This is a genomic window from Mesorhizobium sp. CA14 (assembly GCF_020165195.1).
Classification (GTDB): domain Bacteria; phylum Pseudomonadota; class Alphaproteobacteria; order Rhizobiales; family Rhizobiaceae; genus Mesorhizobium.
This window is the reverse complement of record NZ_JAIUHR010000001.1, coordinates 198,501-221,259: the sequence shown is the minus strand read 5'-3', so window position 1 is coordinate 221,259 and position 22,759 is coordinate 198,501. Positions and strand designations below refer to the sequence as shown.

Annotated in this window: 25 protein-coding genes; 15 read left to right on the top strand and 10 right to left on the bottom strand. The window is 63.9% G+C overall.

Going from position 1 to position 22,759, the window contains the following annotated elements; all coding sequences use genetic code 11:
* Positions 1-13: 13 nt before the first annotated feature.
* From LB565_RS01060 to LB565_RS01045, 4 genes are all read right to left on the bottom strand, one after another.
* The gene (locus LB565_RS01060; RefSeq protein WP_224581347.1) at positions 14-1,201 is read right to left on the bottom strand and encodes a malate--CoA ligase subunit beta; all 1,188 of its coding nucleotides are present in this window, start codon (positions 1,199-1,201) and stop codon (positions 14-16) included.
* 18 nt (positions 1,202-1,219) lie between these two features.
* A complete protein-coding gene (locus LB565_RS01055) occupies positions 1,220-2,197 on the bottom strand; it encodes an HpcH/HpaI aldolase/citrate lyase family protein (RefSeq protein ID WP_224581346.1) in 978 nt (325 codons plus the stop codon).
* A gap of 9 nt (positions 2,198-2,206) precedes the next feature.
* Positions 2,207-3,397, bottom strand: coding sequence for an aminotransferase class V-fold PLP-dependent enzyme (locus LB565_RS01050; RefSeq protein ID WP_224581345.1), 1,191 nt, complete (start codon positions 3,395-3,397; stop codon positions 2,207-2,209).
* A 121-nt stretch (positions 3,398-3,518) separates the two neighbouring features.
* Positions 3,519-4,190, bottom strand: a complete 672-nt coding sequence (locus tag LB565_RS01045; protein ID WP_224581344.1) for a response regulator transcription factor — start codon at positions 4,188-4,190, stop codon at positions 3,519-3,521.
* Positions 4,191-4,548: 358 nt separating this feature from the next.
* On the opposite strand from LB565_RS01045, the gene mgtE reads away from it, so the two are divergent.
* Together mgtE and LB565_RS01035 are read left to right on the top strand one after the other, a co-directional pair.
* Positions 4,549-5,967, top strand: a complete 1,419-nt coding sequence (mgtE, locus tag LB565_RS01040; RefSeq protein WP_224581343.1) for a magnesium transporter — start codon at positions 4,549-4,551, stop codon at positions 5,965-5,967.
* A 142-nt stretch (positions 5,968-6,109) separates the two neighbouring features.
* Positions 6,110-6,496: a MerR family transcriptional regulator gene (locus LB565_RS01035; RefSeq protein ID WP_027168973.1), complete on the top strand. Its 387-nt coding sequence runs from the start codon at positions 6,110-6,112 to the stop codon at positions 6,494-6,496.
* Positions 6,497-6,777: 281 nt separating this feature from the next.
* Here the strand turns inward: LB565_RS01035 and LB565_RS01030 are convergent, their stop codons facing one another.
* Both LB565_RS01030 and LB565_RS01025 read right to left on the bottom strand, forming a co-directional pair.
* A complete protein-coding gene (locus LB565_RS01030) occupies positions 6,778-7,257 on the bottom strand; it encodes a methyltransferase family protein (RefSeq protein WP_224581342.1) in 480 nt (159 codons plus the stop codon).
* On the bottom strand, positions 7,254-8,255 hold the full coding sequence (locus tag LB565_RS01025) for a DUF1624 domain-containing protein (RefSeq protein ID WP_224581341.1): 1,002 nt from the start codon (positions 8,253-8,255) through the stop codon (positions 7,254-7,256). The genes LB565_RS01030 and LB565_RS01025 overlap by 4 nt, the downstream gene beginning before the upstream one ends.
* A gap of 227 nt (positions 8,256-8,482) precedes the next feature.
* Here LB565_RS01025 and LB565_RS01020 point away from each other — a divergent pair, with 227 nt between their 5' ends.
* Entirely contained in the window at positions 8,483-9,682 is a 1,200-nt protein-coding gene (locus LB565_RS01020) for an MFS transporter (protein WP_224581340.1), read from the top strand.
* On the opposite strand, the gene LB565_RS01015 is transcribed toward LB565_RS01020, so the two are convergent.
* On the bottom strand, positions 9,651-10,001 hold the full coding sequence (locus LB565_RS01015; protein ID WP_224581339.1) for an SRPBCC family protein: 351 nt from the start codon (positions 9,999-10,001) through the stop codon (positions 9,651-9,653). The genes LB565_RS01020 and LB565_RS01015 overlap by 32 nt on opposite strands.
* On the opposite strand from LB565_RS01015, the gene LB565_RS01010 reads away from it, so the two are divergent.
* The 3 genes from LB565_RS01010 (at position 9,985) to cobO (ending at position 11,963) form a co-directional block, all read left to right on the top strand.
* Positions 9,985-10,680, top strand: a complete 696-nt coding sequence (locus LB565_RS01010) for a gamma-glutamylcyclotransferase (RefSeq protein ID WP_224581338.1) — start codon at positions 9,985-9,987, stop codon at positions 10,678-10,680. The two genes, LB565_RS01015 and LB565_RS01010, sit on opposite strands and share 17 nt — an antisense overlap.
* A 121-nt stretch (positions 10,681-10,801) precedes the next feature.
* The gene (gene cobU, locus LB565_RS01005; protein WP_224581337.1) at positions 10,802-11,347 is read left to right on the top strand and encodes a bifunctional adenosylcobinamide kinase/adenosylcobinamide-phosphate guanylyltransferase; all 546 of its coding nucleotides are present in this window, start codon (positions 10,802-10,804) and stop codon (positions 11,345-11,347) included.
* Position 11,348: 1 nt separating this feature from the next.
* Positions 11,349-11,963 (top strand): cob(I)yrinic acid a,c-diamide adenosyltransferase, encoded by a 615-nt coding sequence (cobO, locus tag LB565_RS01000; RefSeq protein ID WP_224581336.1) that lies wholly within the window; start codon positions 11,349-11,351, stop codon positions 11,961-11,963.
* A gap of 6 nt (positions 11,964-11,969) precedes the next feature.
* Here the strand turns inward: cobO and cbiB are convergent, their stop codons facing one another.
* Positions 11,970-12,959 carry an adenosylcobinamide-phosphate synthase CbiB gene (gene cbiB / locus LB565_RS00995; RefSeq protein ID WP_224581335.1) on the bottom strand — a complete coding sequence of 330 codons (990 nt, stop codon included), beginning with the start codon at positions 12,957-12,959 and terminating at the stop codon, positions 11,970-11,972.
* Between cbiB and cobD the strand changes: the two genes are divergently transcribed.
* Both cobD and LB565_RS00985 read left to right on the top strand, forming a co-directional pair.
* The gene (cobD, locus tag LB565_RS00990; protein ID WP_224581334.1) at positions 12,958-14,013 is read left to right on the top strand and encodes a threonine-phosphate decarboxylase CobD; all 1,056 of its coding nucleotides are present in this window, start codon (positions 12,958-12,960) and stop codon (positions 14,011-14,013) included. The genes cbiB and cobD overlap by 2 nt on opposite strands.
* Positions 14,010-14,519 (top strand): tyrosine phosphatase family protein, encoded by a 510-nt coding sequence (locus LB565_RS00985; protein WP_224581333.1) that lies wholly within the window; start codon positions 14,010-14,012, stop codon positions 14,517-14,519. Before cobD ends, LB565_RS00985 begins: the two co-directional genes overlap by 4 nt.
* Positions 14,520-14,537: 18 nt before the next feature.
* Here the strand turns inward: LB565_RS00985 and LB565_RS00980 are convergent, their stop codons facing one another.
* Together LB565_RS00980 and LB565_RS00975 are read right to left on the bottom strand one after the other, a co-directional pair.
* Positions 14,538-15,335, bottom strand: a complete 798-nt coding sequence (locus LB565_RS00980) for a creatininase family protein (RefSeq protein WP_224581332.1) — start codon at positions 15,333-15,335, stop codon at positions 14,538-14,540.
* Between the two features lie 61 nt (positions 15,336-15,396).
* Positions 15,397-15,780 (bottom strand): RidA family protein, encoded by a 384-nt coding sequence (locus LB565_RS00975; RefSeq protein WP_224518568.1) that lies wholly within the window; start codon positions 15,778-15,780, stop codon positions 15,397-15,399.
* A gap of 253 nt (positions 15,781-16,033) precedes the next feature.
* On the opposite strand from LB565_RS00975, the gene LB565_RS00970 reads away from it, so the two are divergent.
* From LB565_RS00970 to LB565_RS00940, 7 genes are read left to right on the top strand one after another with little or no spacing between them, the layout of a single operon-like run.
* Complete coding sequence (locus LB565_RS00970; protein WP_224581544.1) at positions 16,034-17,038, top strand: ABC transporter substrate-binding protein; 1,005 nt, start codon at positions 16,034-16,036, stop codon at positions 17,036-17,038.
* Positions 17,039-17,053: 15 nt separating this feature from the next.
* Positions 17,054-17,875, top strand: coding sequence for an ABC transporter ATP-binding protein (locus LB565_RS00965; RefSeq protein ID WP_224581331.1), 822 nt, complete (start codon positions 17,054-17,056; stop codon positions 17,873-17,875).
* Entirely contained in the window at positions 17,862-18,713 is an 852-nt protein-coding gene (locus LB565_RS00960; RefSeq protein ID WP_224581330.1) for an ABC transporter permease, read from the top strand. Before LB565_RS00965 ends, LB565_RS00960 begins: the two co-directional genes overlap by 14 nt.
* Positions 18,714-18,749: 36 nt before the next feature.
* The gene (locus LB565_RS00955; protein ID WP_224581329.1) at positions 18,750-20,048 is read left to right on the top strand and encodes a cytosine deaminase; all 1,299 of its coding nucleotides are present in this window, start codon (positions 18,750-18,752) and stop codon (positions 20,046-20,048) included.
* Positions 20,049-20,050: 2 nt separating this feature from the next.
* Entirely contained in the window at positions 20,051-21,448 is a 1,398-nt protein-coding gene (locus tag LB565_RS00950; RefSeq protein WP_224581543.1) for an FAD-binding oxidoreductase, read from the top strand.
* Positions 21,448-22,029, top strand: coding sequence for an NAD(P)H-dependent oxidoreductase (locus tag LB565_RS00945; protein ID WP_224581328.1), 582 nt, complete (start codon positions 21,448-21,450; stop codon positions 22,027-22,029). The genes LB565_RS00950 and LB565_RS00945 overlap by 1 nt, the downstream gene beginning before the upstream one ends.
* Positions 22,029-22,616 carry an NAD(P)H-dependent oxidoreductase gene (locus tag LB565_RS00940; RefSeq protein WP_224581327.1) on the top strand — a complete coding sequence of 196 codons (588 nt, stop codon included), beginning with the start codon at positions 22,029-22,031 and terminating at the stop codon, positions 22,614-22,616. Before LB565_RS00945 ends, LB565_RS00940 begins: the two co-directional genes overlap by 1 nt.
* The last annotated feature ends 143 nt before the right edge of the window (positions 22,617-22,759 follow it).

Sequence of the window (22,759 nt, the reverse complement as noted above, 5' to 3'; positions counted from 1 at the left end):
TTCTCGACCTCCCTCAGGCTGCTTTTTTGTTCTTGGTGGCTTCGCGCCAGGCGGCGACCGCCTTTTCGGCGGCTTCGGCCAGCGTGTCGGCGACGATCACCGCCTCGCCAGAATCGGCCAGGATCTTGCGGCCTTCCTCGACTTTGGTGCCGGAAAGGCGCACCACCAGAGGGACGTCGACGCCGACCTCGCGGATCGCCTTGATGACGCCTTCGGCCACCCAGTCGCAGCGATTGATGCCGGCGAAAATGTTGACCAGGATGGTCTCGACATTCTTGTCGCCGAGCACTGCACGGAAGGATTTCGCCACACGCTCTGGCGAGGCGCCGCCGCCGATGTCGAGGAAGTTGGCCGGCTCGCCGCCGGCGATCTTGATCATATCCATCGTCGCCATGGCGAGGCCGGCGCCGTTGATGATGCAGCCGATATTGCCGTCGAGCCCGACATAGGAGAGGCCGCGGTCGCTGGCGAAAGTCTCGCGCGGATCTTCCTGGCTCTTGTCGCGCAGCTCGGAGATTTCCGGGCGCCGAAACAGCGCGTTCTCGTCGAAGGACATCTTGGCGTCGAGCGCGACGAGGCTGCCGTCGCGCGTCACCACCAGCGGGTTGATCTCCAGCATCGAGGCGTCGTAGTCGCGGAACACCTGGTAGCAGCCGAGGATGGTTTCGGTCGCCTTGCCGATCAGGTTGCTCTCGAGCCCGAGGCCGAAGGCGATCTCGCGCGCCTGGAAGCCCTGCATGCCGACCCCGGGATCGACGGTGGCGCGGATGATGGAATCAGGTTTTCTCTCGGAGATTTCCTCGATCTCCATGCCGCCGGCAGCCGACGCCACGATCATGACGCGCTCTTCCTTGCGGTCGAGCACGAAGCCGAGATAGAGCTCCTGCGCGATATCGACCGCTTCTTCGAGATAGAGGCGCGAGATCAGCTTGCCGCGCGGGCCGGTCTGGTGGGTCACCAGCTTGCGCCCGAGCATGGCTTCGGCCGCGTTGGAGATCTCCTCGTCATTCGAGCAGAGCTTGATGCCGCCGGCCTTGCCGCGCGCGCCGGAGTGGACCTGCGCCTTCAGCACCCATTTGGCGCCGCCGATCTCCCTGGCGCGGTAGGTCGCCTGCTCGGGGCTGTAGGCGAGGCCGCCGCGCGGTACATGCACGCCGTGGCGGGCAAGCAGTTCCTTGGCCTGGTATTCGTGGATGTCCATCATGTCCTCCCGGTATGTCTATTGCGCGGCTTGCGGCTTTTGTTCGCTAACGAGTTGGCCTGCGCGCTCGATCGCCTCGTTCACCACCAGCACGTTGCGCGCCATGCGCTCCGACGCCGCGTCGATCATCTTGCCGTCGAGCGCCGCCGCGCCTTTGCCGAGCGCCTCGGCCTCCTTCAGCACTTCGAGGATACGCCTGGCCCGCGTGACTTCTTTCTCCGGCGGCGAGAATACGTCGTTGGCCAGGGCGATCTGCGAAGGGTGGATCGCCCATTTGCCTTCGATGCCGAGGGCCGCGGCGCGCTTGGCGGCCGCCTTATAGCCTTCGGGGTCGGAGAAATCGCCGAACGGCCCGTCGATGGCGCGCAGGCCATAGGCACGGCAGGCGACCGTCATGCGCGACAGGGCGAAATGCCACTGGTCGCCGGGATAATCGGGATTGAGGCCGCCGATATTGACGGTGCGGGCCTTGTTGCTTGCGGCATAGTCGGCGACGCCGAAATGCATCGCCTCCAGCCGGCCGGGCGTGGCGGCGATCGCCTCGACATTGGCCATGCCGAGCGCCGTCTCGATCAGAGCTTCGAGGCCGACACGGGTCTTGAAACCCTTCGCTATCTCGATCTGGTTGACCATGGCCTCGACCATGTAGAGGTCGGCCGGCACGCCGACCTTCGGCACCAGGATGGTGTCCAGCCGGTCGCCGGCCTGTTCCATGACATCGACGACGTCGCGGTACATGTAATGCGTGTCGAGGCCGTTGATGCGCACCGAGACGGTCTTGCCCTTGGTGCGCCAGTCGATGTCGTTCAGCGCCTGGATGATGTTCTTGCGGGCGCGCTCCTTGTCGGGCGGCGCGACCGCATCCTCGATGTCGAGGAAGACGAAGTCGGCGGCGCTGTTCGCCGCCTTGTCGATCATCTCCGGGCTCGAACCCGGAACGGCGAGCTCGCTGCGCTGCAACCGCAGTTTCTTCAGATGGTTGATGATGTGGCTCATGGTCCCCCCTCACGCAGCCTTGGCGACAGGCACGTCGGCCGTGCGGCGGAAATGCTCGATCGCCGCCGCCACGCCCGAACCCGGCGCCAGGCGCACGCCGCAGTCGAGCAGCGCCATTTCGGCGGCCGACAGCGAGGCCAGCACCATCACCTCGTTCAGCCAGCCGAGATGGCCGATGCGGAAGACCTTGCCGGCCACTTTGTTGAGGCCACCGCCGAGAGAGGTGTTGTATTGCTGGTAGGCGCGCTTGACGACATTGGCGCTGTCGATGCCGTCCGGCACCAGGATGGCGCTGACCGTATCGGAGTGCCATTGCGCTGTCTTGGCGCAGAGCTTCAGCCCCCAGGCGTCGACGGCCTTGCGCACGCCCTCGGCCAGGCGATGGTGGCGGGCGAAGATGTTTTCCAACCCTTCCTCGGCAATCAGGTCGAGCGAGGCACGCAGGCCGCGCAGCAACTGGGTCGCCGGCGTGTAAGGGAAATAGCCGGCGTCATTGGTGCGGATCATGTCCTCGAAGGAAAAGTAGCAGTGCCGGTGTGTCGCCATCCGCGAAGCGGCAAGCGCCTTCTTGCTGACCGACAGGAAGCCGAGGCCGGCCGGCAGCATGAAGCCTTTCTGCGAGCCGCTGACGGCGCAGTCGACACCCCATTCCTCCTGGCGGAAGTCGATCGAGCCGATCGAGGAAACGCCGTCGACGAAGAGAAGGGCAGGGTGGTTCGCCGCGTCGAGCGCGGCGCGGCAGCCGGCGACGTCGCTGGTGACGCCGGTCGCGGTCTCGTTCTGGGTGCAGAAGACAGCCTTGATGCGGTGCGCCTTGTCGGCCCGAAGCTTCTCGGCATAGAGCTCGAGCGGGACGCCGGTGCCCCATTCGCAATCGATGACATCGACATCGAAGCCGAGGCGCTCGGCCATGTCGACCCACAGATGCGAGAACTGGCCGAAGCGCGACATCAACACCCTGTCGCCGGGGCTGAGCACATTGGTCATCGCCGCTTCCCAGGCACCGGTGCCCGAGGAGGGGTAGATGAAGACGCGGCCGGTCTCGTTCTTGAAGACTCGCTTGATGTCCTCGAACAGCGGTAGCGTCAGGTTGGGGAAGGAGGAGGCGCGCATATCTTCCATCGGCAGGTTCATGGCCTGCCGGACCTGCTCGGGAATGTTGGTAGGCCCCGGGATGAAAAGATGCGTGAACCCAGCCATGCGCGAAACTCCTCCGATCGTTGGGATTGTGGAGGCAGTTTCATTTCGACGAGGCCTTGCAACAACACCTTGCCGGGTAAGTTGTTGGCCCTTGCGGGTGGGATGATCCCACCCGGTTGGCCTACCCGATAGGCGATTTGGAGGTGCGGCGTTTCTCGCTCGAATAGAGCGCGACGGCCATGGCGCGGTTGCGGACGTCCAGCTTGTCGTAGAGATTCTTCAGGTGATACTTCACCGTGTTCTCGGAAATCCCGGTCCGCGTTGCGATCTGAAGATTGGTCCAGCCGTCGGAAAGCACCGCCAGCAATTCGCGCTCGCGCACGGTGAGTCTGGACAACGGCGTGTCGTTGACCTTGTTGATGTCGATATAGGGGATGCAGATGCGGCCATGCGCGACCGCCAGGATCGTCTCGAAGATGACCGGCGGATCGTCGAACTGGAAGCAGTACCCTTGAGCGCCGAGGCGTACGCACTGCTTCAGGATGCCGATGTCGTGGTCGTTGGAAAAGATCGTGATGCGCACGCCAAGCTCGCGGCTCTGGACTTCCGTAAGCACATCGGCGCCGTCCATATCGGCCAGCTTCCAGCCGACGACGGCGACATCGAATTGCGTGGCGGCAGCCAGTTCCAGGAATTGCGCGCCGCTGTGCACGACACCGAGCAAATCGAAACGACCTTCGCATTCCAGCATCTCGCGCAGCGCCGAAACGACGAATGGATTGCGCTCGGCGACGACCACGCGAACGCGCTGCTCGGCATTCCCCTCGTTCGTCTTTGTGGACTTGATGTTCAAGGCCAGCGTTTGTCCTCGGAGCGGTTGGCGATGCGCTGATCCTGCTGGATCATGCATCATGACAATTCTGCCTCAATGGGGAAGGGGTGCTCTTTCCCCAGCGACATGCGCTGTCGCGCCCGCTGAAGCGATTGTCGCAGTTGCAGCGCCGGCGCCGCGCGCTGCTTCCGAGAAGTTGCGGGGCAAAGGCGACCGTCACATTTCCTTGGCCATTCCGCGCGCTAGGGTGACATCTTTCCAAGACGAATCCCATTGCCGCGCTATCTGCCGCACAGGTTTGGATTTCCCGAAAAGCGGTTTCCACTTTCGGGATCATGCACTAGACCTCGTTCGGGATTCCTCGTTGCGGGAGGCGCTGGTGGAAAGTCAGGACAGACAGACGACCGGCGCCGCGCCCGCCGAGGAGCGCCACGCCGACATCTATGGCGAGGACGGCGCCGTTCGCTCCTCCTTCCTTGCCCAGATCGGCGCGGCGATTGCCGACCGCGACACGATCACCCTCAAGCGCGAAGTCGACGACCTGCACCAATCGGAACTCGGCGACGTGCTGGAGGCGCTTCACCCCGAACAGCGCCGCGCGCTGGTGGAATTGCTCGGCTCCGATTTCGACTTCTCCGCGCTGACCGAAGTCGACGAGGCGATCCGCCTCGACATCGTCGATAACCTGCCCAACGCGCAGATCGCGCAGGCGGTGCAGGAGCTCGATTCCGACGACGCCGTCTACATCCTCGAGGATCTCGAGAAGGAAGATCAGGACGAGATCCTGTCGCAACTGCCTTTCACGGAGCGCATCAGGCTCAGGCGCGCCCTCGACTATCCGGAAGAGACCGCCGGCCGGCGCATGCAGACCGAGTTTGTCGCCGTGCCGCCATTCTGGACGATCGGCCAGACCATCGACTACATGCGCGAGGATAAGAACCTGCCCGAGCGTTTCAGCCAGATCTTCGTCATCGACCCGAGTTTCAAGCTGCTCGGCGCCATCGATCTCGACCAGATCCTGCGCACCAAGCGCGCGGTCAAGGTCGAGGAGGTCATGCATGAGACCTTGCACGCGATTCCGGCCACGATGGACCAGGAAGAGGCGGCGCGCGAGTTCGAGCAGTACAACCTCCTCTCCGCCGCCGTGGTCGACGAGAACGGGCGGCTGGTCGGCGTGCTGACCATCGACGACGTGGTCGACGTCATCCAGGAAGAGGCGGAAGAGGACCTTCTGCGCATGGGCGGCGTCGGCGACGAGGAATTGTCCGACACCGTGCTCGCCACCTCGCGCTCGCGCGTGCCCTGGCTGCTGGTCAACCTTGTGACCGCCTTCCTCGCGGCTTCGGTCATCGGCCTGTTCGACCGCACGATCGAGCATGTGGTGGCGCTTGCGGTGCTGATGCCGATCGTCGCCGGCATGGGCGGCAACGCCGGCTCGCAAACCATGACCGTCACCGTGCGCGCGCTGGCGACGCGGGACCTCGACATCTACAACGCCGCCCGCATCATCCGCCGCGAAGTCGGCGTGGGCTTCATCAACGGCATCGTCTTCGCTGCGCTGATAGGCATCGTGGCCGCAGTCTGGTTCCGCGATCCCAATCTTGGCGGCATCATCGCCGCGGCGATGATTATCAACATGTTCGCGGCCGCCTTGGCCGGGATTCTCATCCCGCTGCTGCTTGACCGTTTCAAGATCGATCCGGCCGTGGCCTCCGCCGTCTTCGTCACCACCGTCACCGACGTCGTCGGCTTCTTTGCCTTCTTGGGTCTGGCGACGTGGTGGTTTAGAGTGCCCTAAATCAACAGGCCGGCATTAATTGACTTTTACGTAAATGCCGTGCGAGGTTGCCGCGGGGTCACGTGCCGATTCCGGCGCGGATGGGTATCATCGGAGGGAAGGGCGACGCTTCAAGCGGCGATGCCCGGGCTTGGGAGCGGGAATGCGGGAATATTACACGATCACCGAGCTGACGCGCGAGTTCGACGTGTCGACGCGGACATTGCGTTTTTACGAGGACGAGGGGCTGGTACAGCCCGTAAGGCGCGGCCGCACGCGGCTGTTCCGGCCGTCCGACCGGCATCTCATCCGTCAGATCATGCGGGGAAAAAGGCTCGGCTTCTCGATCAACGAGATCCGTGAGATCATCCAGATGTACAAGGAGCCGCCCGGCGAGGTCGGCCAGCTCAAGCTGATGATCAAGCGCATCGAGGAAAAGCGCGAGGACCTGCGCCAGAAGCGGCGCGACCTGGAAGAGACGCTGGCCGAGTTGGACCAGGCCGAAGAGTCCTGCGTTGAGCGGCTGGCCGAGTTGGGCGTGAATACATGACGGCACCTGTCATAGCGGACCTTGGTGATTAGCCGAAGCGTTCCGAACCTTCGTCATCCTTGGGCGTAGCGACGCGAAGCGGAGCGAAGACCCGAGGATCCATTCCGTTACCTTCGCCGAGGCATGCGGCGGACAGAATTCTCGCCGCGGCGACCAGGGTCTGCGCGCGTCGTTTCGCTCCTTGCTCCGCCCTGGAATGACGATTGGAGAGGCGTTGCGGAAGCACGCAATCCTGGCGGCTAAAGAAGCCTGGCCCCGCGACCGATCCAAGCGAGGCAACCTCAAATCCAACGCCGGACCCGCTTGGCGTAATCGCGGTATTTCTTGCCGAACTTCGCCGCCAAGATCTTTTCTTCCTTCTCGATCGCCAGCTTCTGCGTCGCGAAGGCGGCGAGGAAGGCAAAGAGCAGGAACCACGCGATGCCGGTGATGAAGGCGACGCCGATCAGCAGCAGCGTGTTGGCGAGATACATCGGGTTGCGGGTAATACCGAAGGGGCCAGACGTCACCAGGTGATCGGGCTCGGCATTGGGGTCGAATGTCGTCTTGGCCCGCATCATGACGCGGATGGCCGTGATCCAGAGCATGGCGACGCCGAACAGCGCCACCCAGCCGACGCCGAACATGAGATCGCCGAAGATGTCGCCGATCCACGGCAGCGGGTAGAGCATGCCGAGGACGACGCTCGCCGCAATCGCGACGACATAGATCACCGGCGGCCAGGGAATGATCCCGTGTCTGGGCTTTGTGATGCCTGTCATTGCTGCCCTCCCTCCCTCTGGTCCTCGGTCGCGGCGGTGCAGGTTTCCGCCAGGTCGGCCAGATGCGACTTCCAGACGCTGGACTGATCGTTGGCGTAGAGCTTGTCGAGAGACCCTTCGCCCTTCAGCGTGTCCAGCATGCAGCCACAATAGCTCGTACAGAACTTGCTGTCGCGCTGCTGTTCGCACTGCGCCTGGCAAGCCGGCAGGAAGCCGGCTTCCCTGTCCTGAGGGGCTGCCGGCATGATCTGCGAGAACAGCCACACCGAGCCGAACAGAAGCGGTTGGTGGATGAGGTAGAAGGCGAGGCTGTGGCGGCCGATGAAGGTCAGCGGCTTCGACCAGCGGCCGGGCAGCCATGTTCCCAGACGGGCGAGCAGGCCAGCGGCGGAAGCGAGCTTCACCGTGGCGATGCCCGCAAGCACCGCGCCGAACCACGGGAAAAGCGGCACGTAGTCGTTGGAACGCGGGTTGGTGGCGGAAAGACCTACCCACCACAGCGCCGGATGGTCGAAGAACTCCGACCGCAGATAATAAGGCGCGGCAATCACCGCGGCGGCAACGATCGCGGTCAGCAGCCAGGGCAGCCTGAGAAAGGCGAGGCCGAGCAGGCTCGCCAGCGCGATCTCGTGCAGGATGCCGAAGAAGATGAAACCATCTGGCGTAACGAAATAAGTGACCGTCGAAATGGCTGCTGCCGCAACGACAACCATGGCGAAACGCTTCCAGAAGCCCCGCCAGCGGATCTGACGGCCATGGGCGAGGAAGAGGCTGACGCCGACCAGGAACAGGAAGGTCGAGGCGATGCAGCGTGCGTAAAGTTTCCACCAGCCGAAAGCGGTGAGGCCGGGCACGGTGTAGCCGAAGTTTTCGAGATCCCAGGTGAAGTGGTAGCTCGCCATCGCGATCAGCGCGATGCCGCGCAGGATGTCGATGGCCTGGATGCGGCCGTGCTTTGGCGCGTCCTGAACAGGGGCGCTCGTCGTTGGAAGGCTCATCATTTCGATCCGATTCAGTCCTGCCAAACGACTATCACGGTTCAAGTGGACGACAGAAGCAGGCGGCCATCAATGCGGTTCATGGCAGCCATGAAATTTCGCTTTAGGCCAGAGGCGGAAAGCCTTTGGCAGGCTTCGCTTTTCGGCCTGTCGGGGTCGGTTTCCTGCTACTGACCGGCAGCTGGTCCGGCCAGATTTGACCGCGTGATTCACGTCCCGGAGGGCCGATGTCCACCCATGTGCGCCATCCGATCTGGCTTCCGGCTTTGCGGCCGGCGGATGCGCGTACCTTCGCCTCGCTCTATGCGGTGGAATCCTTCGCTCGCGCCACCATCTCCAGCGTGATCCCGATCCAGGCCTACGAGATCCTGCACAATGAGCGGATCGTCTCGATCCTCTACACCATCGTGTCGCTGATGGGTCTTTCGGTCACGCTGTTCATGCCGATGCTGATCCGCCGCTTCGCGCGGCGCTGGGTCTACACGGCTGGTTGCGCGTTGCTGGCGATCGGCTCCGCCTTCTTCGTCACCCACACGCTTCCCGGACAGATTGCCGGCATGCTCTGCCGCGTCATGGGGGCGAGCGCGCTGTCGATCACGCTCAACCTCTACATCATGGATCACATCCGCAAGACCGACTTCATGCAGGCGGAATCGCTGCGCATGGCCTGGTCGATGTTCGCCTGGACGGGCGGGCCGACGCTCGGCATCTTCCTCTACACCCATTTCGGCATCTATGCCGCGCATGGCGCGGTCATCGTGTTTGCGTTCGCGCTGCTTTGCCTGTTCTGGTTCTATCGGCTAAGCGACAACCAGTCGATCCGGCCCGGCAAGTCGCGTCCGGCCAATCCGCTCGCCAATATCGGCCGCTTCGTGAAGCAGCCAAGGCTCAGGCTTGCCTGGCTGATCGCCTTCGGCCGCTCCTGCTTCTGGACGACGTTCTTCGTCTATGGCCCGCTGTTCATGGTGATCACCGGCCAGGGCGAGCTTGCCGGCGGCTTGCTGGTTTCGGCCGGCAACGCGCTTCTGTTCGTAGCGATCTTCTGGGGCAGGGCCGGCAAGCGCTTCGGCGGAAGGCGCGTCATGACTTTCGCCTATTTCGCCATGTCGGCGATGTTGTTTGCCGCGGGCGGCGTCGGCGAGGCGGCGCCGCTTTTCACAGGCGCGCTGCTGCTTTGCGGCGCGCTCTTCACCATCGCGCTCGACGCGCTCGGCTCGACCGCCTTCATGCGCTCGGTGCGCGCTTACGAGAAGGCGCAGATGGCGGCGGTCTATCGCACCTATCTCGATTTCTCCGAACTGACGCCGCCGCTGGTCTATTCGGTGGTGCTCACCTTCTTCGGCCTCGGCTCGGTGTTCGTCACGCTCGGCATCCTGGCCGCCTTCTGCGGCTTCGTCACCTGGCGCTATCTGCCGAAGGCGTTCTGAACGCTGCGTGACGGCCACGCACCCAATCGTGGAAGCGGTGGAGATCGTATTCCTCCGGCATCAGCACGCCGGCCTGATGGCGCATCGAGCGAAGCCCCTTCTGGTTGACCTCGCAGATCGCGGCGTCTTCTTCCAGCACCTGGGTGCCGAAGGCCACGATGTTGTCGATATCGGTCTCAGCCAGCGCATCCGGCGCGAACAGCCATTCGGCGGTCAGCTCGATCTGCTCCGGGCCGAGCGGGGCCAGCCGCACCGTACGCATGTAATCGACATGGCCGACGATGAACCTTAAGGTCGCGCGCATGCTGCCAAGAACCATGTCGCTTACCGAGGAACTGGTCGCCCGCTGCTTCCGCGCGGTCGAGGATGCGGGACCGGATCCCGATGCGGCGCATCTGGATGACACCGACTATGCGGCGATGCTCGATGCGTTCGAGGCCGTGCTTCCGGCCACGGAGCCGCTCTGGCTGTTCGGCTATGGATCGCTCATCTGGAAGCCTGAGATCGAGCACACTGAGGAACGCGTGGCGCTTGCGCGCGGCTGGCACCGCTCGTTCTGCATGAAGATGACGCGCTGGCGCGGCACCAAGGAGCAGCCCGGCCTTATGATGGCGCTCGATCGCGGAGGTCAGTGCAAAGGGGTTGCTTTCCGGCTGGTCGAGAACGACCGCAGGCAGGGGCTGGACAAGCTTTTCCGGCGCGAGATGACGTTGAAGCCGACAAGCTACCGGCCGCGCCTTCTGCAGCTCTCAACCGACAAGGGACCGTTGCGTGCGCTGGCCTTCGTCATCAATCGCAGCGGTACGACTTATGCCGGGCCGCTCAGTGAGGACGAGGTGGCGGAGAGGCTTGCGACATCCTGCGGCCATTGGGGCTCGGGCGCCGACTATCTCTACAATACGGTAAAGAATCTAGAGCAGCGCGGCATCCATGATGGGCATCTGTGGCGGTTGCAGCAGTTGGTCGCCGCCCGGATCGCCGGCCCGCAGCAGCCATGAGCCGTGCCGCAATCGCGCCGCGCGGTGGCGGAATTTGGTTTGCCGGCGGGAGGGCTTCTGCCTAAAGTCGCGCCGTCGGCCCGATGGTCACGACAATGTTCATCCAAAGGTGAAGGCAGGAATGACCGGCGCGACAGCCGCGAGCGGCAATAGAGCTTCCGATGGGAAGCTGACCTTCATCCTGGGCGGTGCCCGTTCGGGCAAGAGCTCACATGCCGAGGGCCTGACGACCGCCAACCCGTCGCCCTGGACCTACATCGCCACCGCGCAGGCCTATGACGACGAGATGCGCGAGCGCATCGCGCTGCATCGGTCGCGGCGCGGCGAAGGCTGGGTCACCGTCGATGCGCCGCTCGACCTGGTCGGCGCAATCGAGGCCTTGCCGGCCCACCAGCCTGTGCTGATTGATTGCCTGACATTGTGGCTCACCAACCACATGCTGGCCGAACATGACGTCGAGGCCGAATGCCGACGGCTCAAGGATGCGCTGTCGCGGCCGCGCGGGCCGTGGTTCGTGGTCTCCAACGAAGTCGGCTTGGGCATCGTGCCCGACAACGCGCTGGCGCGCCGCTTCCGCGACGCCGCGGGCCGGCTCAACCAGCAGGTCGCGGCGACAGCCGACAGTGTTCTCATGATGGTGGCGGGGCTGCCGCTCAAGGTGAAATGACATGGCCGAAATCGAGGAAAAGGACGCCGAGCGCCACCGCGCCAAGATGGCCAAGCGCAAGGCGGTGCAGGATGCCGAGGTGGCCGGCAAGACGATCGAGAAAGGACTGCTGATCGTCAATACGGGGCCCGGCAAGGGCAAGACCACGGCCGCCTTCGGCCTGGCGCTGAGAATGCTGGGCTATGGCAAGCGCGTCGGCGTCGTCCAATTCATCAAGGGCAAATGGCATACCGGCGAAAAGGACGCTTTCGCCGCTTTCGGCGCCCGCGTCGTCTGGCACGCGATGGGCGAAGGATTCACCTGGGAAACGCAGGATCTGAAGCGCGACATCGCCGCCGCCGAGGCCGCCTGGGCCAAGGCGCTCGAGCTGATGGCCGATTCCTCGATCAGCCTCGTGGTGCTCGACGAGCTCAACATCGCGCTGCGCTACGATTATCTCGATCTGGAAAAGGTGGTCGCAGCGCTGAAGGCGCGCCGGGACGATCTGCATGTGATCGTCACCGGCCGCAACGCCAAGCCGCTGCTCGTCGAGGCGGCCGACCTCGTCACCGAAATGGGGCTGACCAAGCACCATTTTTCCGCCGGCGTGAAGGCGCAGCAGGGAATTGAATTTTGAGGCGCCTCAGCCGCTGATCAAGATGGTCAGATAGATCACGATCGCCGAGACGACCGCGAAGAGACCAAGCAGCAGCCAGTCCGCCATGCGATAGAGTTTCAGCGCCTGCCGGACATCGGTGCTTTCGGCCTCGCGGCGGCCGCCTTCGCCCATGAAGGCGTCCTCGACGACTTCGCCGCCATAGCTGCGCGGTCCGGCGAGGGACAGGCCCAGCGCGCCGGCCATCGCAGCTTCCGGCCAGCCGGCATTGGGCGAACGATGCTTCCTGGCGTCGCGCCGCATCACCTGCCAGGCCCCATGCGGATCGGCGCCCGGGACAAGAAATGCCGCCAGCACGATCAGCAGGCCGGTGAGCCGCGATGCGGGCAGGTTGATGAGATCGTCGAAGCGGGCGGCCGCACGACCGAAGGCTTCGTATTTCGGCGTACGGTGGCCGATCATCGAATCGGCGGTGTTGGCGGCCTTGTAAGCCGCACCTCCGCCCAGTCCGCCGATGCCGGTCCAGAAGGCGGGCGCGACGATGCCGTCCGAAAAATTCTCGGCCAGGCTTTCGATCGCGGCCCGCGCGACGCCGGCCTTGTCGAGCTTTTCCGGATCGCGGCCGACAATGCGCGACACCGCGATGCGGCCGAGCGTCAGGCCGCCGGTCTCCAGTGCGTCGGCGACATCCTCGACATGCTCGGCGAGGCTTTTCTGCGACAGCAGCGTGGAGCCGAGGATGGCGGCGATGACGAGACCCGTCGGGAACATCATCCACAGCAGGACGTGCAGCGCCAGGCCGATGAGCCCAGGCACCAGCAGAATGACGAGCAAGGCCTGGACGCCGTGTCGGCGACGCAATTCGTCGGAATCGGTGGCGCGGTTGAGCCGGCGATCGAGAAAGGATATCAGCCTGCCGATCCAGGTTACCGGATGGCCGATGGCGTTGAACAGCCAGTCCGGATAGCCGAGGGCGCGTTCGACGGCGAGTGACAGGAAAGCGATCAGGACAGACATGAAGCTTCTAAGCGGCGCGATCGCAGCGGTTGATCATGGCGGCAGCCTTGGCCGGGCAAGCACGCTTTTTCCTCATGCGCCACAACCTTTCGTGGACCTCTCGACAGGTATCAATCCGCACTCCTACCCGCTTTTCGACCTGCCCGCCACCGCCCTGTCCCGATTGCCGGAGGCAGGACAACTGCGCGAATTGGCCGAAATTGCGGCTGCGGCCTATGGCGCGCCTTCGGCGATGCATGTGGCGGCGGCACCCGGCACGCAGATTCTCCTGCCGCGCGTCGCCTCGCTGGTGCGGCCAGGCAAGGCCCTGGTGCTCGGCCCGACCTATGCCGAACACGCCCGCGCCGCGGCTATCGCCGGCCATGCCGTCGCGGAAGTCAGCAACTTCGACGCGCTGGCCGAGGCGAACCTTGCGGTGCTGGTCAATCCCAACAATCCGGACGGGCGGGTGATTGAAAAACCGCGCCTGCTCGACCTCGCGGCGCGGCTTCGCGCCAAAGGCGGGCTGCTCGTCGTCGACGAAGCCTTCATGGATGTCGGCCCGATCGAGCAAAGCCTTGCCGGCGATATCGGGGCAGGCGGCATCGTCGTGCTGCGATCGTTCGGCAAGTTCTTCGGCCTTGCGGGTGTGAGACTCGGCTTCGCATTGACGGATCCGCTGACGTCCGAGCGGCTGGATGCGCAGCTGGGGCCTTGGGCGGTGGCTGGCCCGGCGCTCGAATATGGCATCCGCGCCTTGTCGGATGCAAAGTGGCAGGCCGATATGCGGCAACTCCTGGCGCGGGATGCCGGGCGGCTCGACACGCTGCTTGGCCGATTCGATGTTCCGGTCGCCGGCGGCACCAGCCTGTTCCGCTATTTGTCGCTTGCCGAGGCCTCAACCCTGTTTTCGGCACTTGGTGAGCGCGGTGTGCTGCTCCGTCATTTTGCCGAGCGGCCTCAAGTGCTGCGTGTCGGTCTACCGGGCAACGAAGCGGAATGGCAGCGACTTGAAGGCGCTCTTGCCGGCTGGGCAGCTCAGCGCGAAGATGCGCCGAGGGAGTCCAGCCGATGATCCATGTCTGTTCGCTGTCGAAGGTCGACGAAACCGTGGCAAGAACCGGTGCGCAGCGGTTGCTGTCGTTGCTTGCCGCCGGGACGGAGGTGACCCGACCGGCCTCGATCCTGGCGGAAAACCATCTGCATCTCATAATGCATGATATCGCCGTGGCGCAGGAGGGAATGACGATGCCGGGCGAGGAGCATGTGCGGGCCTTGCTCGATTTCGCCTATCGCTGGGACCGCGTGAAGCCGCTGGTGGTGCATTGCTATGCCGGCGTCAGCCGCTCGACGGCATCGGCCTACATCATCGCCGCGGCGCTGGCGCCGAAGCGCGACGAGATGGAACTCGCCCGGACGCTGCGCTTCCTCTCGCCAACGGCTACGCCCAATCCAAGGCTGATCGCAGTCGCCGACATGCTGCTTGAGCGCGACGGCCGCATGATCGCGGCAATTGAGGCGATCGGGCGCGGCGCCGACGCCTTCGAGGGGATACCCTTCGAACTGGAGATCGAAGCGTAAGTCAAAGCGGACCAGCCGCTACGACAGCCACTCCGCAAGCTTCGCCTTGCGCACATCCCTGACCAGGTTGATAAAGCCGTCGGCCTGCATTTCCGCCGTCTGGCGGCCCTTCTCGGCTGTGGCGATCGAGGCGTCGCCCACCACGCCGTTCGGATTGAGGTCGCTGGCGATCCAGGCGAAGGCGTGCGTACCGGTGTGCCTCAGCAGGGCGAATTCCTTTTCGGCGCGGCCGACATTGGAGACGAAATTCTCCGCCTTGCTCATGTCGACGAGGTCGGGCCGGAAGTGCAGCATCAGCGATGTCTCGACGTCGCCGCCATGGATGCCGTGACGGTCCTCCAGCTCGGTGTACATTCCGGCCGGGCGGCCGAATCGCTGCCAACTCGTCTTCACCGACAGCATTTTGGCGCGCACGCGCAATTCGCGCGAAACGATGCCCATGATCTCTTCATTGCCGCCATGCGAATTGACGACGATCAGCTTTCTCACCCCGGCGCGGGCGACCGACAGGCCAAGCTCGGTCCAGGCGTCGACCAAGGTGGTGGCGGGCAAGGTGAGCGTGCCCGGCGCATGCAGGTGCTCATTCGACTTGCCGATCGCCTGCACCGGCAGGATGCGGATGTCTAGATCGTCGGGCAGGCGCGCGATCACCGTGTCCAGCATGCCGATCATGATCGAGGTGTCGGTCGAGACCGGAAGGTGAGGGCCATGCTGCTCGATCGCCGCCACCGGCAGCACGGCGATGGTCGCTTCGGCGTCGATCGAGGCGTATTCGGTCGTCCGGTAGTCGCCCCACCACACACGTCTTGTCGTCACTTTTCGTCTCCCAATTGGTCTGCTGTCCGGCCTGAGGTCTAAAACCTATCCCCGGCGACAGCTAGCCGGCTGCCAGAACTTCGACCTCGACCTTGAATTCCGGGCGGGCGAAGCCGGCGACGATGATCAATGTCGAGGCCGGCGCCGGGTCTGAAAAGAGCCGGTTGCGGACATCCATATAGGCCTGCAGATGGGCACGATCGGTGACGAAGGCGTTGATGCGCACGGTGTCGTTCAAGGTCAGCCCGGCTTCGCTGAGGATCGCGGCGATGTTCTTGAAGCAAAGCTCCGTCTGTGCCCCGGCATCCTCCGGCACGGCATCGTCGGGGCCGATGCCCAGCTGTCCCGAGCACAGCACCAGGCGCTTTCCAGCCGGTATTTCGACGCCGTGACTGTAGCGGGCGAAAGGCGGCTTGATCGATTTGGGGGCGAGGTATTTGAGCATGGCATTCTCCTGTCCGCCGCTAGCCTAGTGACGGATTCATGAAACATTCAAGATGCCGTGGACGCCGCTAGGGCGATTATGGACAGGCGTCCAAAAAATAGGCACGATGCCTCGCGTACGGCATGACCCGTCCGGTCTCGGCAATGACTGCCGCACTAGCAGGCGGCCCAGGCGGTGGCATGTGTCTTGCTTCTTGAATCGATGGTGTTGAGCCCTGCGCGTCGCGCGCCCGGGCCAAGAGAGGGTGATGTTTATGATCGAACAAGGAAAGATGTTGGCGGGCGCCGCCGTGCTGCTGGTGGCGGGCACGCTGACTGCTGCCGCTAACGAGAAGGTGACGTTCGGCACCAACTGGCTCGCCGAGCCGGAACATGGCGGCTACTACCAGGCGATCGCCGACGGCACCTATGCCGCCTGCGGCCTCGATGTGACCATCATGCAGGGTGGCCCGCAGGTCAGCGGCCGGCCGATGCTGCTTGCCGGCAAGATCGATTTCTACATGGGCGGCAACCTGCTCTCGGCCTTCGACGCCGTGCAGCAGGGTATTCCGATGCGCGTCGTTGCTGCCGATTTCCAGAAGGATCCGCAGGTCATCATGTCCCATCCGGGAGAGGGGCTGGATAAGTGGGAAGACCTGAAGAACGCTGACCAGTACATCATGGGTGACGAAGGCGCGCAGACCTTCTTCCAGTGGATGGTCACCGATCTCGGCTTCGATGCCGCCAAGCGCGTGCCCTACACGTTCAATCCGGCGCCCTTTATCGCCAACAAGAGGTCGATCCAGCAAGGCTATGTGACCTCCGAGCCGTTCGCGGTGCAGAAGCAGGGAGGCTTCACGCCGAACCAGTTCCTGCTTGCCGACAATGGCTGGGACACCTATGCCACGACCATCGAGGTGATGCAGGATACGATCGACAAGCGGCCGGAGGTGGTGCAGTGCTTCGTCGATGGCTCGGCCAAGGGCTGGTACAAGTACCTCTATGGCGACAACAAGGCCGCCAACGACATGATCAAGAAGGACAATCCCGACATGACGGATGAGCAGATCGCCTTCTCGATCGAGCAGTTGAAGAAATTCGGCATTGTCGATTCGGGCGATTCGGAAAAGCTCGGCATCGGTACGATGAACGAAGCCCGCATCCAGAGTTTCTACGACAAGATGGTCAAGGCCAAGGTCGCGCAGCCGGGCCTCGACATCAAGAAGGCCTATACGCTGGCCTTCATCAACAAAGGTGTCGGGCTGGAGCTGAAGAAGTAAGGCGGCCGGCCTGAGATGATCCGGGAGAAAGTGACTGAGACGCCGGCGGCATCGGGCGAGGCTCCGATGCTGCTGGCATTGCGCAATGTCGGCAAGATCTTTTCCAACGGCGTGACGGCGCTGAGCAAGGTCGACCTGGCGATCCGCGAAGGCGATTTCCTGAGCCTGCTCGGCCCCTCCGGCTGCGGCAAGTCGACGGCGCTGCGGCTGATCGCGGGTCTCTCGACGCCGACCTCCGGCCAGCTTGACTGGCGCGGCTCGATCGACCGCTCGAATATCGGCTTCGTCTTCCAGGAGCCGACCCTGCTGCCCTGGGCCAGCGTCTTCGACAATGTCTGGCTGCCGCTGAGGCTAAAGAACGTGTCACGCGCCAGAGCGGAACCCGCCGTGATGGAGATGCTGTCGCGCGTCCACCTCACCGGCTTCGAGAATGCCGTGCCGCGCGAGCTTTCCGGCGGCATGAAGATGCGTGTGTCGATCGCACGGGCCATGGTGACCAAGCCGCGCATCCTTCTGATGGACGAGCCTTTCGCCGCGCTTGACGAGATCACCCGCTTCAAGCTCAACAACGATCTTCTGGAGCTGTGGCAGGACGAGCGCTTCACCGTCGTCTTCGTCACCCACAGCGTCTTCGAAAGCGTGTTCTTGTCCAGCCGCGTCGTCGTCATGGCCGCGCGTCCGGGCCGCGTCCATGGCGAACTCCCCATCAACGCGCCCTATCCGCGGGACGAGGCGTTCCGTACCTCGCCGGGCTATGCCGCGCTTTGCCGGCAGGCCTCGGGCGTGCTGGTCGACGCCATCAACTCAACCGCCGGGTCCCACAATGACGGCCATTGAAGACAATGTCCTGACGCTCGATCCGGAAGAGGCGCGCCGCGCCCGCCAGGAGCGGCTGGAGCGCATCGGCAAATGGGTGCTGCCGCTGGCGATCATGGTGCTGGCGATCGTGCTGTGGGACCGCATCTGCGTGTGGAACGCGATCCCGCAATATATCCTGCCGCGGCCGGGCGTGGTGCTGCAGACGCTGCACAGCGATGCCGGACTGCTGTTCTCCTCGCTGCTGGTGACGCTCAGGATCACCTTCCTCAGTCTGCTGCTCGCCGTCATCGGCGGCGTCGGGCTGGCGGTGCTGTTCGCGCAGTCGAAATGGGTGGAGATGTCGTTCTTCCCCTTCGCCATCGTGCTGCAGGTGACGCCGATCGTCGCCATCTTCCCGTTGATCAACATCTATGTGGACAATCAGACCGTCAAACTGCTGCTGTGCGCCTGGATCGTCGCCTTTTTTCCGATCCTCTCCAACACCACGCTCGGGCTGAATTCGGTCGACCGAAACTTACGCGACTTGTTCAAGCTCAACGGCGCGACGCGCTGGCAGCAATTGCGCTATCTGCGGCTGCCGGCGGCGATGCCTTATTTCCTCGGCGGGCTGAAGATCGCCGGCGGCCTGTCGCTGATCGGCGCGGTGGTGGCGGAATTCGTCGCCGGCGCGCAGGGGCAGTCGTCCGGGCTCGCGTCCCGCATCATCGAGGCCGGCTACCGGCTCAACGCGCCGCGCCTGTTCGCGGCGCTGATCCTGATCTCGCTCACCGGCATCCTGATCTTCCTGGTGCTGTCGCTGGTGTCGCATCTCATCCTGCGCCGCTGGCACGAGAGCGCGCTGAAACAGGAGCGCTAGGGTGGTACCACGGAAAATCGCGAAGAGGACCAGATCTTGATACCTGCCTCTGGTTCCTACCGGCTTGCCAATGCCCGTGTTCATCGGTCGCTGACGCCCGGCCTTGCAGCACCGTTCGACGCGGACGGTTTCGCACTGGCTGAGCTGGCCGTCGCCGACGGCAAGATCGCGAGCATCGTCGCCCATGCCAAGTCGAAGTCGCAGCCCAACGCGATCGATCTTGCCGGCCGCATCGTGCTGCCGTGTTTCGTCGATTGCCACACTCATATCGACAAGGGCCATATCTGGCCGCGGAAACCCAATCCAGACGGCACCTTCATGGGCGCGCTCAATGCCACCGGCGCAGACCGCGCCGCGCGCTGGAGCGCTGAAGATGTCGCGCGCCGCATGGATTTCTCGCTGCGCTCAGCCTATGCGCACGGCACCAAGGCCGTGCGCACGCATCTCGACAGCGTGCCGCCGCAGGAGGAGATCTCCTGGCCGGTGTTCGAAACGATGCGAGAAAAATGGCGCGGGCGCATCGAGGTTCAGGCAGCCTGCCTGCTCGGCATCGAAGGCGTGCGCGACAAGGCTTGGTTCGAGGGGTTGGCGAAGCGCGTCGCCGCGGCCAAGGGCGTGCTCGGCGTCGTCACCTATATGGTGCCCGACCTCGAGGAACTGCTCGATCAGGTGTTCGCCCAGGCGATTAAGCACGGGCTCGATCTCGACTTCCATGCCGACGAGACCGACGACGTCGCGGCCATCTCGCTGAAGAAGATCGCCGAGGCGTCGCTGTGGAACGGTTTCGAGGGCAACATCCTGGTCGGCCATTGCTGCTCGCTCTCGCGCCAGCCGGACCTCGAGGTGCTGGACACGCTGGACAAGGTGGCGAAGGCGCGGCTCGCCGTGGTGTCGCTGCCGATGTGCAATCTCTATCTGCAGGACCGCCGCAACAATCACACCACCCCGCGTTGGCGCGGCGTGACGCTGCTGCACGAGATGAAGGCGCGCGGCATCAAGGTGGCGGTCGCTTCCGACAACACGCGCGATCCGTTCTACGCCTATGGCGATCTCGATATGCTTGAGGTCTACCGCATGGCGACGCGCATCCTGCATTTCGACCATCCGGTCGGCGACTGGCCCAGGGCGGTGGCGGCAACGCCGGCAGAGGTGATGCGGCTCGAAGGCGCCGGCACGCTGGCCGTCGGCGGCTCAGCCGATTTCATCGTCTTCAAGGGACGCAGCTGGACCGAATTGCTGTCGCGGCCCGAATCGGATCGCATCGTGGTGCGCGAGGGCATGGCGATCGAACGCCAACTGCCCGACTATGCTGAACTCGACGAATTGATGGTGTGATGATGGATATCGCAGCGCTGAAGCGCGATCTCGACGGGATCAAGGTCGACGACCATCCGGCGATCGTCCAGCAGAAGAGTCGCGACTTCTACTGGTACAGTCCGGTGCTCAAGAAGCAGCTCGACCATATAACCGGCGACCTGATCGTCACGCCGAAGAATGAGAGCGAGGTGATCCGCGTGCTCGCCGCCTGCCACCGCCGCGGCGTCCCGGTGACGCCGCGCGGCAGCGGCACCGGCAATTACGGGCAGGCGATGCCGCTATCGGGCGGCGTGGTGCTTAACCTTGCCGAGATGAACGAGATCAAGACGATCGCGCCGGGGCGTGTGGTGACCGGGCCGGGCGCGGTGCTGGCCGACATCGACAAGGCGACGCGGGCGCATTCCGGACAGGAGCTGCGCATGTCGCCATCGACTTACAATACCGCTTCGGTCGGCGGCTTCGTGGCCGGCGGCTCCGGCGGCGTCGGCTCGATCCGCTGGGGCGGCTTGCGCGACCTGGGCAACGTCATCCGGCTGAGGACCGTGACGATGGAGGCCGAGCCCCGTGTCATGGAACTCACCGGCGAGGATGTGCTCAAGGTCATGCACGCCTATGGTACCAATGGTATCATCACCGAGGTCGAGATGCCGCTGACGGCTTCCTACGACTGGATCGACGTCATCGTCGGTTTCGACGATTTCATGGACGCGGCCGGCTTCGGCAACGACCTCGCCATGCAGGACGGCATTCTGGCAAAGCTGATCACGCCGATTTCGGCGCCCATCCCTTACGATTATTTCAAACGGCACCAGAAGTTCTTCCGGCGCGAACAGAGCATCGTGGTGTGCATGATCGCTCCGCATGCGATGGACGCATTCCTTGCGTTTGTCCGGGCCAGCAAAGGCGAAATCGTCTTCAGGGCTGACCTCGAGACCGACCTGAGGGGATTGCCGCCGGCCTATGAGCTGACCTGGAACCACACGACGCTGCGCGCCATCAGGGTCGATCCGACGATCACCTATCTGCAGGCGCGCTATCCGTCGCCGGATCACCTTGCGCACGTCAAGGCGATGGTCGACCGCTTCGGCGATGAGGTGCCAGCGCATCTCGAATTCATCCGCTTCGATGGCGCGATCGGCGCCGCCGGCCTGCCACTGGTCCGCTACACCACGGAAGAGCGGCTCGACGAGATCATCCGCATCCATGAGGACAATGGCTGCTGGATCTTCAATCCGCACCGCTACACGCTGGAAGAGGGCGGTATGAAGCAGACCGACGAGATCCAGCTCGCCTTCAAGCGTGAGACCGATCCGCAAGGGCTGCTCAATCCCGGCAAGATGATTGCTTGGGAAAACCCGGGCTATGATTATCACTCCGGCCGGACGTACCTGTTCAAGGGCCTGCAAAAGGCTGGTTGATGAAAATCCTGGTGCTCTTCGCTCATCCGGTGGAGACCAGCTTCAACGCCGGCCTGCACAAGACGATCGTCGAGCGGCTCGCCGCGGGCGGGCATGCGGTCGACGACTGCGACCTCTATGCCGAGGATTTCGATCCGCGGATGACGCGCGCCGAGCGGCTCGGCTACCACGACCCGCGCGGGCCGGACGACGCGGTCGCCGGCTATGTCGAAAGGCTGAAGAATGCAGAAGCGCTGGTGCTGTCTTTTCCGGTCTGGAATTACGGCTATCCGGCGATCCTGAAAGGTTTCTTCGACCGCGTCTTCCTGCCCGGCGTGTCGTTCAAGCTGGTCGACGGCAAGGTGCAGCCGACGCTGCACAACATCCGCAAGCTCGCGGCCATCACCACCTATGGCGGCAGCCGCTTTCGCGCAATGCTGATGGGCGACCCGCCGCGCAAGATCGTCAAGCGCATGCTGCGGGCGACCATCAAACCAGGCGCTCCCGTCTCCTATCTTGCGCATTATTCGATGAACCTTTCGACCGGCGAGACGCGCAACGCCTTCATGGCGAAGGTCGCCGCCACGATGGACGCCTTCTGATGCGCGTGCTGGTGGTCTATTGCCACCCGGTGCCGGAAAGCTATTGCGCGGCGATCCGCGACGTGGCGGTGGAGGTGCTGAAAGGACGGGGCTGGGACGTGCGGCTGCTCGACCTCTATGCCGAGAGTTTCGATCCGGTGATGAGCTGCGAGGAGCGGCGCTTCTACAATGATCGCGCGCCGGAAGATCCGGCGCTCAAGCCACATTTCGAACTTCTGGAATGGGCGCAGGCGATTCTCTTCATCTATCCGACCTGGTGGTACGGGTTGCCGGCGATGCTGAAGGGCTGGTTCGACCGGGTCTGGGCCACCGACATCGCCTTCAAGCTGCCGGCCGGCAAGGGGCGGATCACGTCGCTGATGCGGCACGTCACCAAAGTCGGCGTTATCACCACCTGCGGCGCGCCGACCTGGTGGAGCGTGGTCGTCGGCCAGCCGGGACGCAAGACGATTTTACGCGGCATGCGGGCCCTGTGCGCCACGCGCTGCAAGACGTTTTTCCTCGCGCACTATTTGATGGATTCCTCGACGCCGAAGAGCCGGGCGGCGTTCCTGGTGAAGGTAAGGACGAGGCTGGAGCGTTTTTGAGGTTATCTCTCTTCTCCCCGTTCAACGGGGAGAAGATGGCGGCAGCCAGATGAGGGGCAGCGCGAGCTTGCGAGAGGCTGGCGCTGCCCCTCATCCGCCCTTCGGGCACCTTCTCCCCGTTGAACGGGGAGAAGGGAACTTGC

Coding starts and splice junctions, on each gene's coding strand:
- cobD (WP_224581334.1), top strand. CDS start 12,958: ATGAAGCTTCTAAGCGGCGCGATCGCAGCGGTTGATCATGGCGGCAGC.
- LB565_RS01060 (WP_224581347.1), bottom strand. CDS start 1,201: ATGGACATCCACGAATACCAGGCCAAGGAACTGCTTGCCCGCCACGGC.
- LB565_RS01010 (WP_224581338.1), top strand. CDS start 9,985: ATGCTGCCAAGAACCATGTCGCTTACCGAGGAACTGGTCGCCCGCTGC.
- LB565_RS01050 (WP_224581345.1), bottom strand. CDS start 3,397: ATGGCTGGGTTCACGCATCTTTTCATCCCGGGGCCTACCAACATTCCC.
- LB565_RS00965 (WP_224581331.1), top strand. CDS start 17,054: ATGATCCGGGAGAAAGTGACTGAGACGCCGGCGGCATCGGGCGAGGCT.
- LB565_RS01015 (WP_224581339.1), bottom strand. CDS start 10,001: ATGGTTCTTGGCAGCATGCGCGCGACCTTAAGGTTCATCGTCGGCCAT.
- LB565_RS01025 (WP_224581341.1), bottom strand. CDS start 8,255: ATGAGCCTTCCAACGACGAGCGCCCCTGTTCAGGACGCGCCAAAGCAC.
- cobU (WP_224581337.1), top strand. CDS start 10,802: ATGACCGGCGCGACAGCCGCGAGCGGCAATAGAGCTTCCGATGGGAAG.
- LB565_RS01020 (WP_224581340.1), top strand. CDS start 8,483: ATGTCCACCCATGTGCGCCATCCGATCTGGCTTCCGGCTTTGCGGCCG.
- LB565_RS01030 (WP_224581342.1), bottom strand. CDS start 7,257: ATGACAGGCATCACAAAGCCCAGACACGGGATCATTCCCTGGCCGCCG.
- LB565_RS01055 (WP_224581346.1), bottom strand. CDS start 2,197: ATGAGCCACATCATCAACCATCTGAAGAAACTGCGGTTGCAGCGCAGC.
- LB565_RS00940 (WP_224581327.1), top strand. CDS start 22,029: ATGCGCGTGCTGGTGGTCTATTGCCACCCGGTGCCGGAAAGCTATTGC.
- LB565_RS00985 (WP_224581333.1), top strand. CDS start 14,010: ATGATCCATGTCTGTTCGCTGTCGAAGGTCGACGAAACCGTGGCAAGA.
- LB565_RS00960 (WP_224581330.1), top strand. CDS start 17,862: ATGACGGCCATTGAAGACAATGTCCTGACGCTCGATCCGGAAGAGGCG.
- LB565_RS00945 (WP_224581328.1), top strand. CDS start 21,448: ATGAAAATCCTGGTGCTCTTCGCTCATCCGGTGGAGACCAGCTTCAAC.
- cbiB (WP_224581335.1), bottom strand. CDS start 12,959: ATGTCTGTCCTGATCGCTTTCCTGTCACTCGCCGTCGAACGCGCCCTC.
- LB565_RS00970 (WP_224581544.1), top strand. CDS start 16,034: ATGATCGAACAAGGAAAGATGTTGGCGGGCGCCGCCGTGCTGCTGGTG.
- LB565_RS01035 (WP_027168973.1), top strand. CDS start 6,110: ATGCGGGAATATTACACGATCACCGAGCTGACGCGCGAGTTCGACGTG.
- LB565_RS00975 (WP_224518568.1), bottom strand. CDS start 15,780: ATGCTCAAATACCTCGCCCCCAAATCGATCAAGCCGCCTTTCGCCCGC.
- cobO (WP_224581336.1), top strand. CDS start 11,349: ATGGCCGAAATCGAGGAAAAGGACGCCGAGCGCCACCGCGCCAAGATG.
- LB565_RS00950 (WP_224581543.1), top strand. CDS start 20,051: ATGGATATCGCAGCGCTGAAGCGCGATCTCGACGGGATCAAGGTCGAC.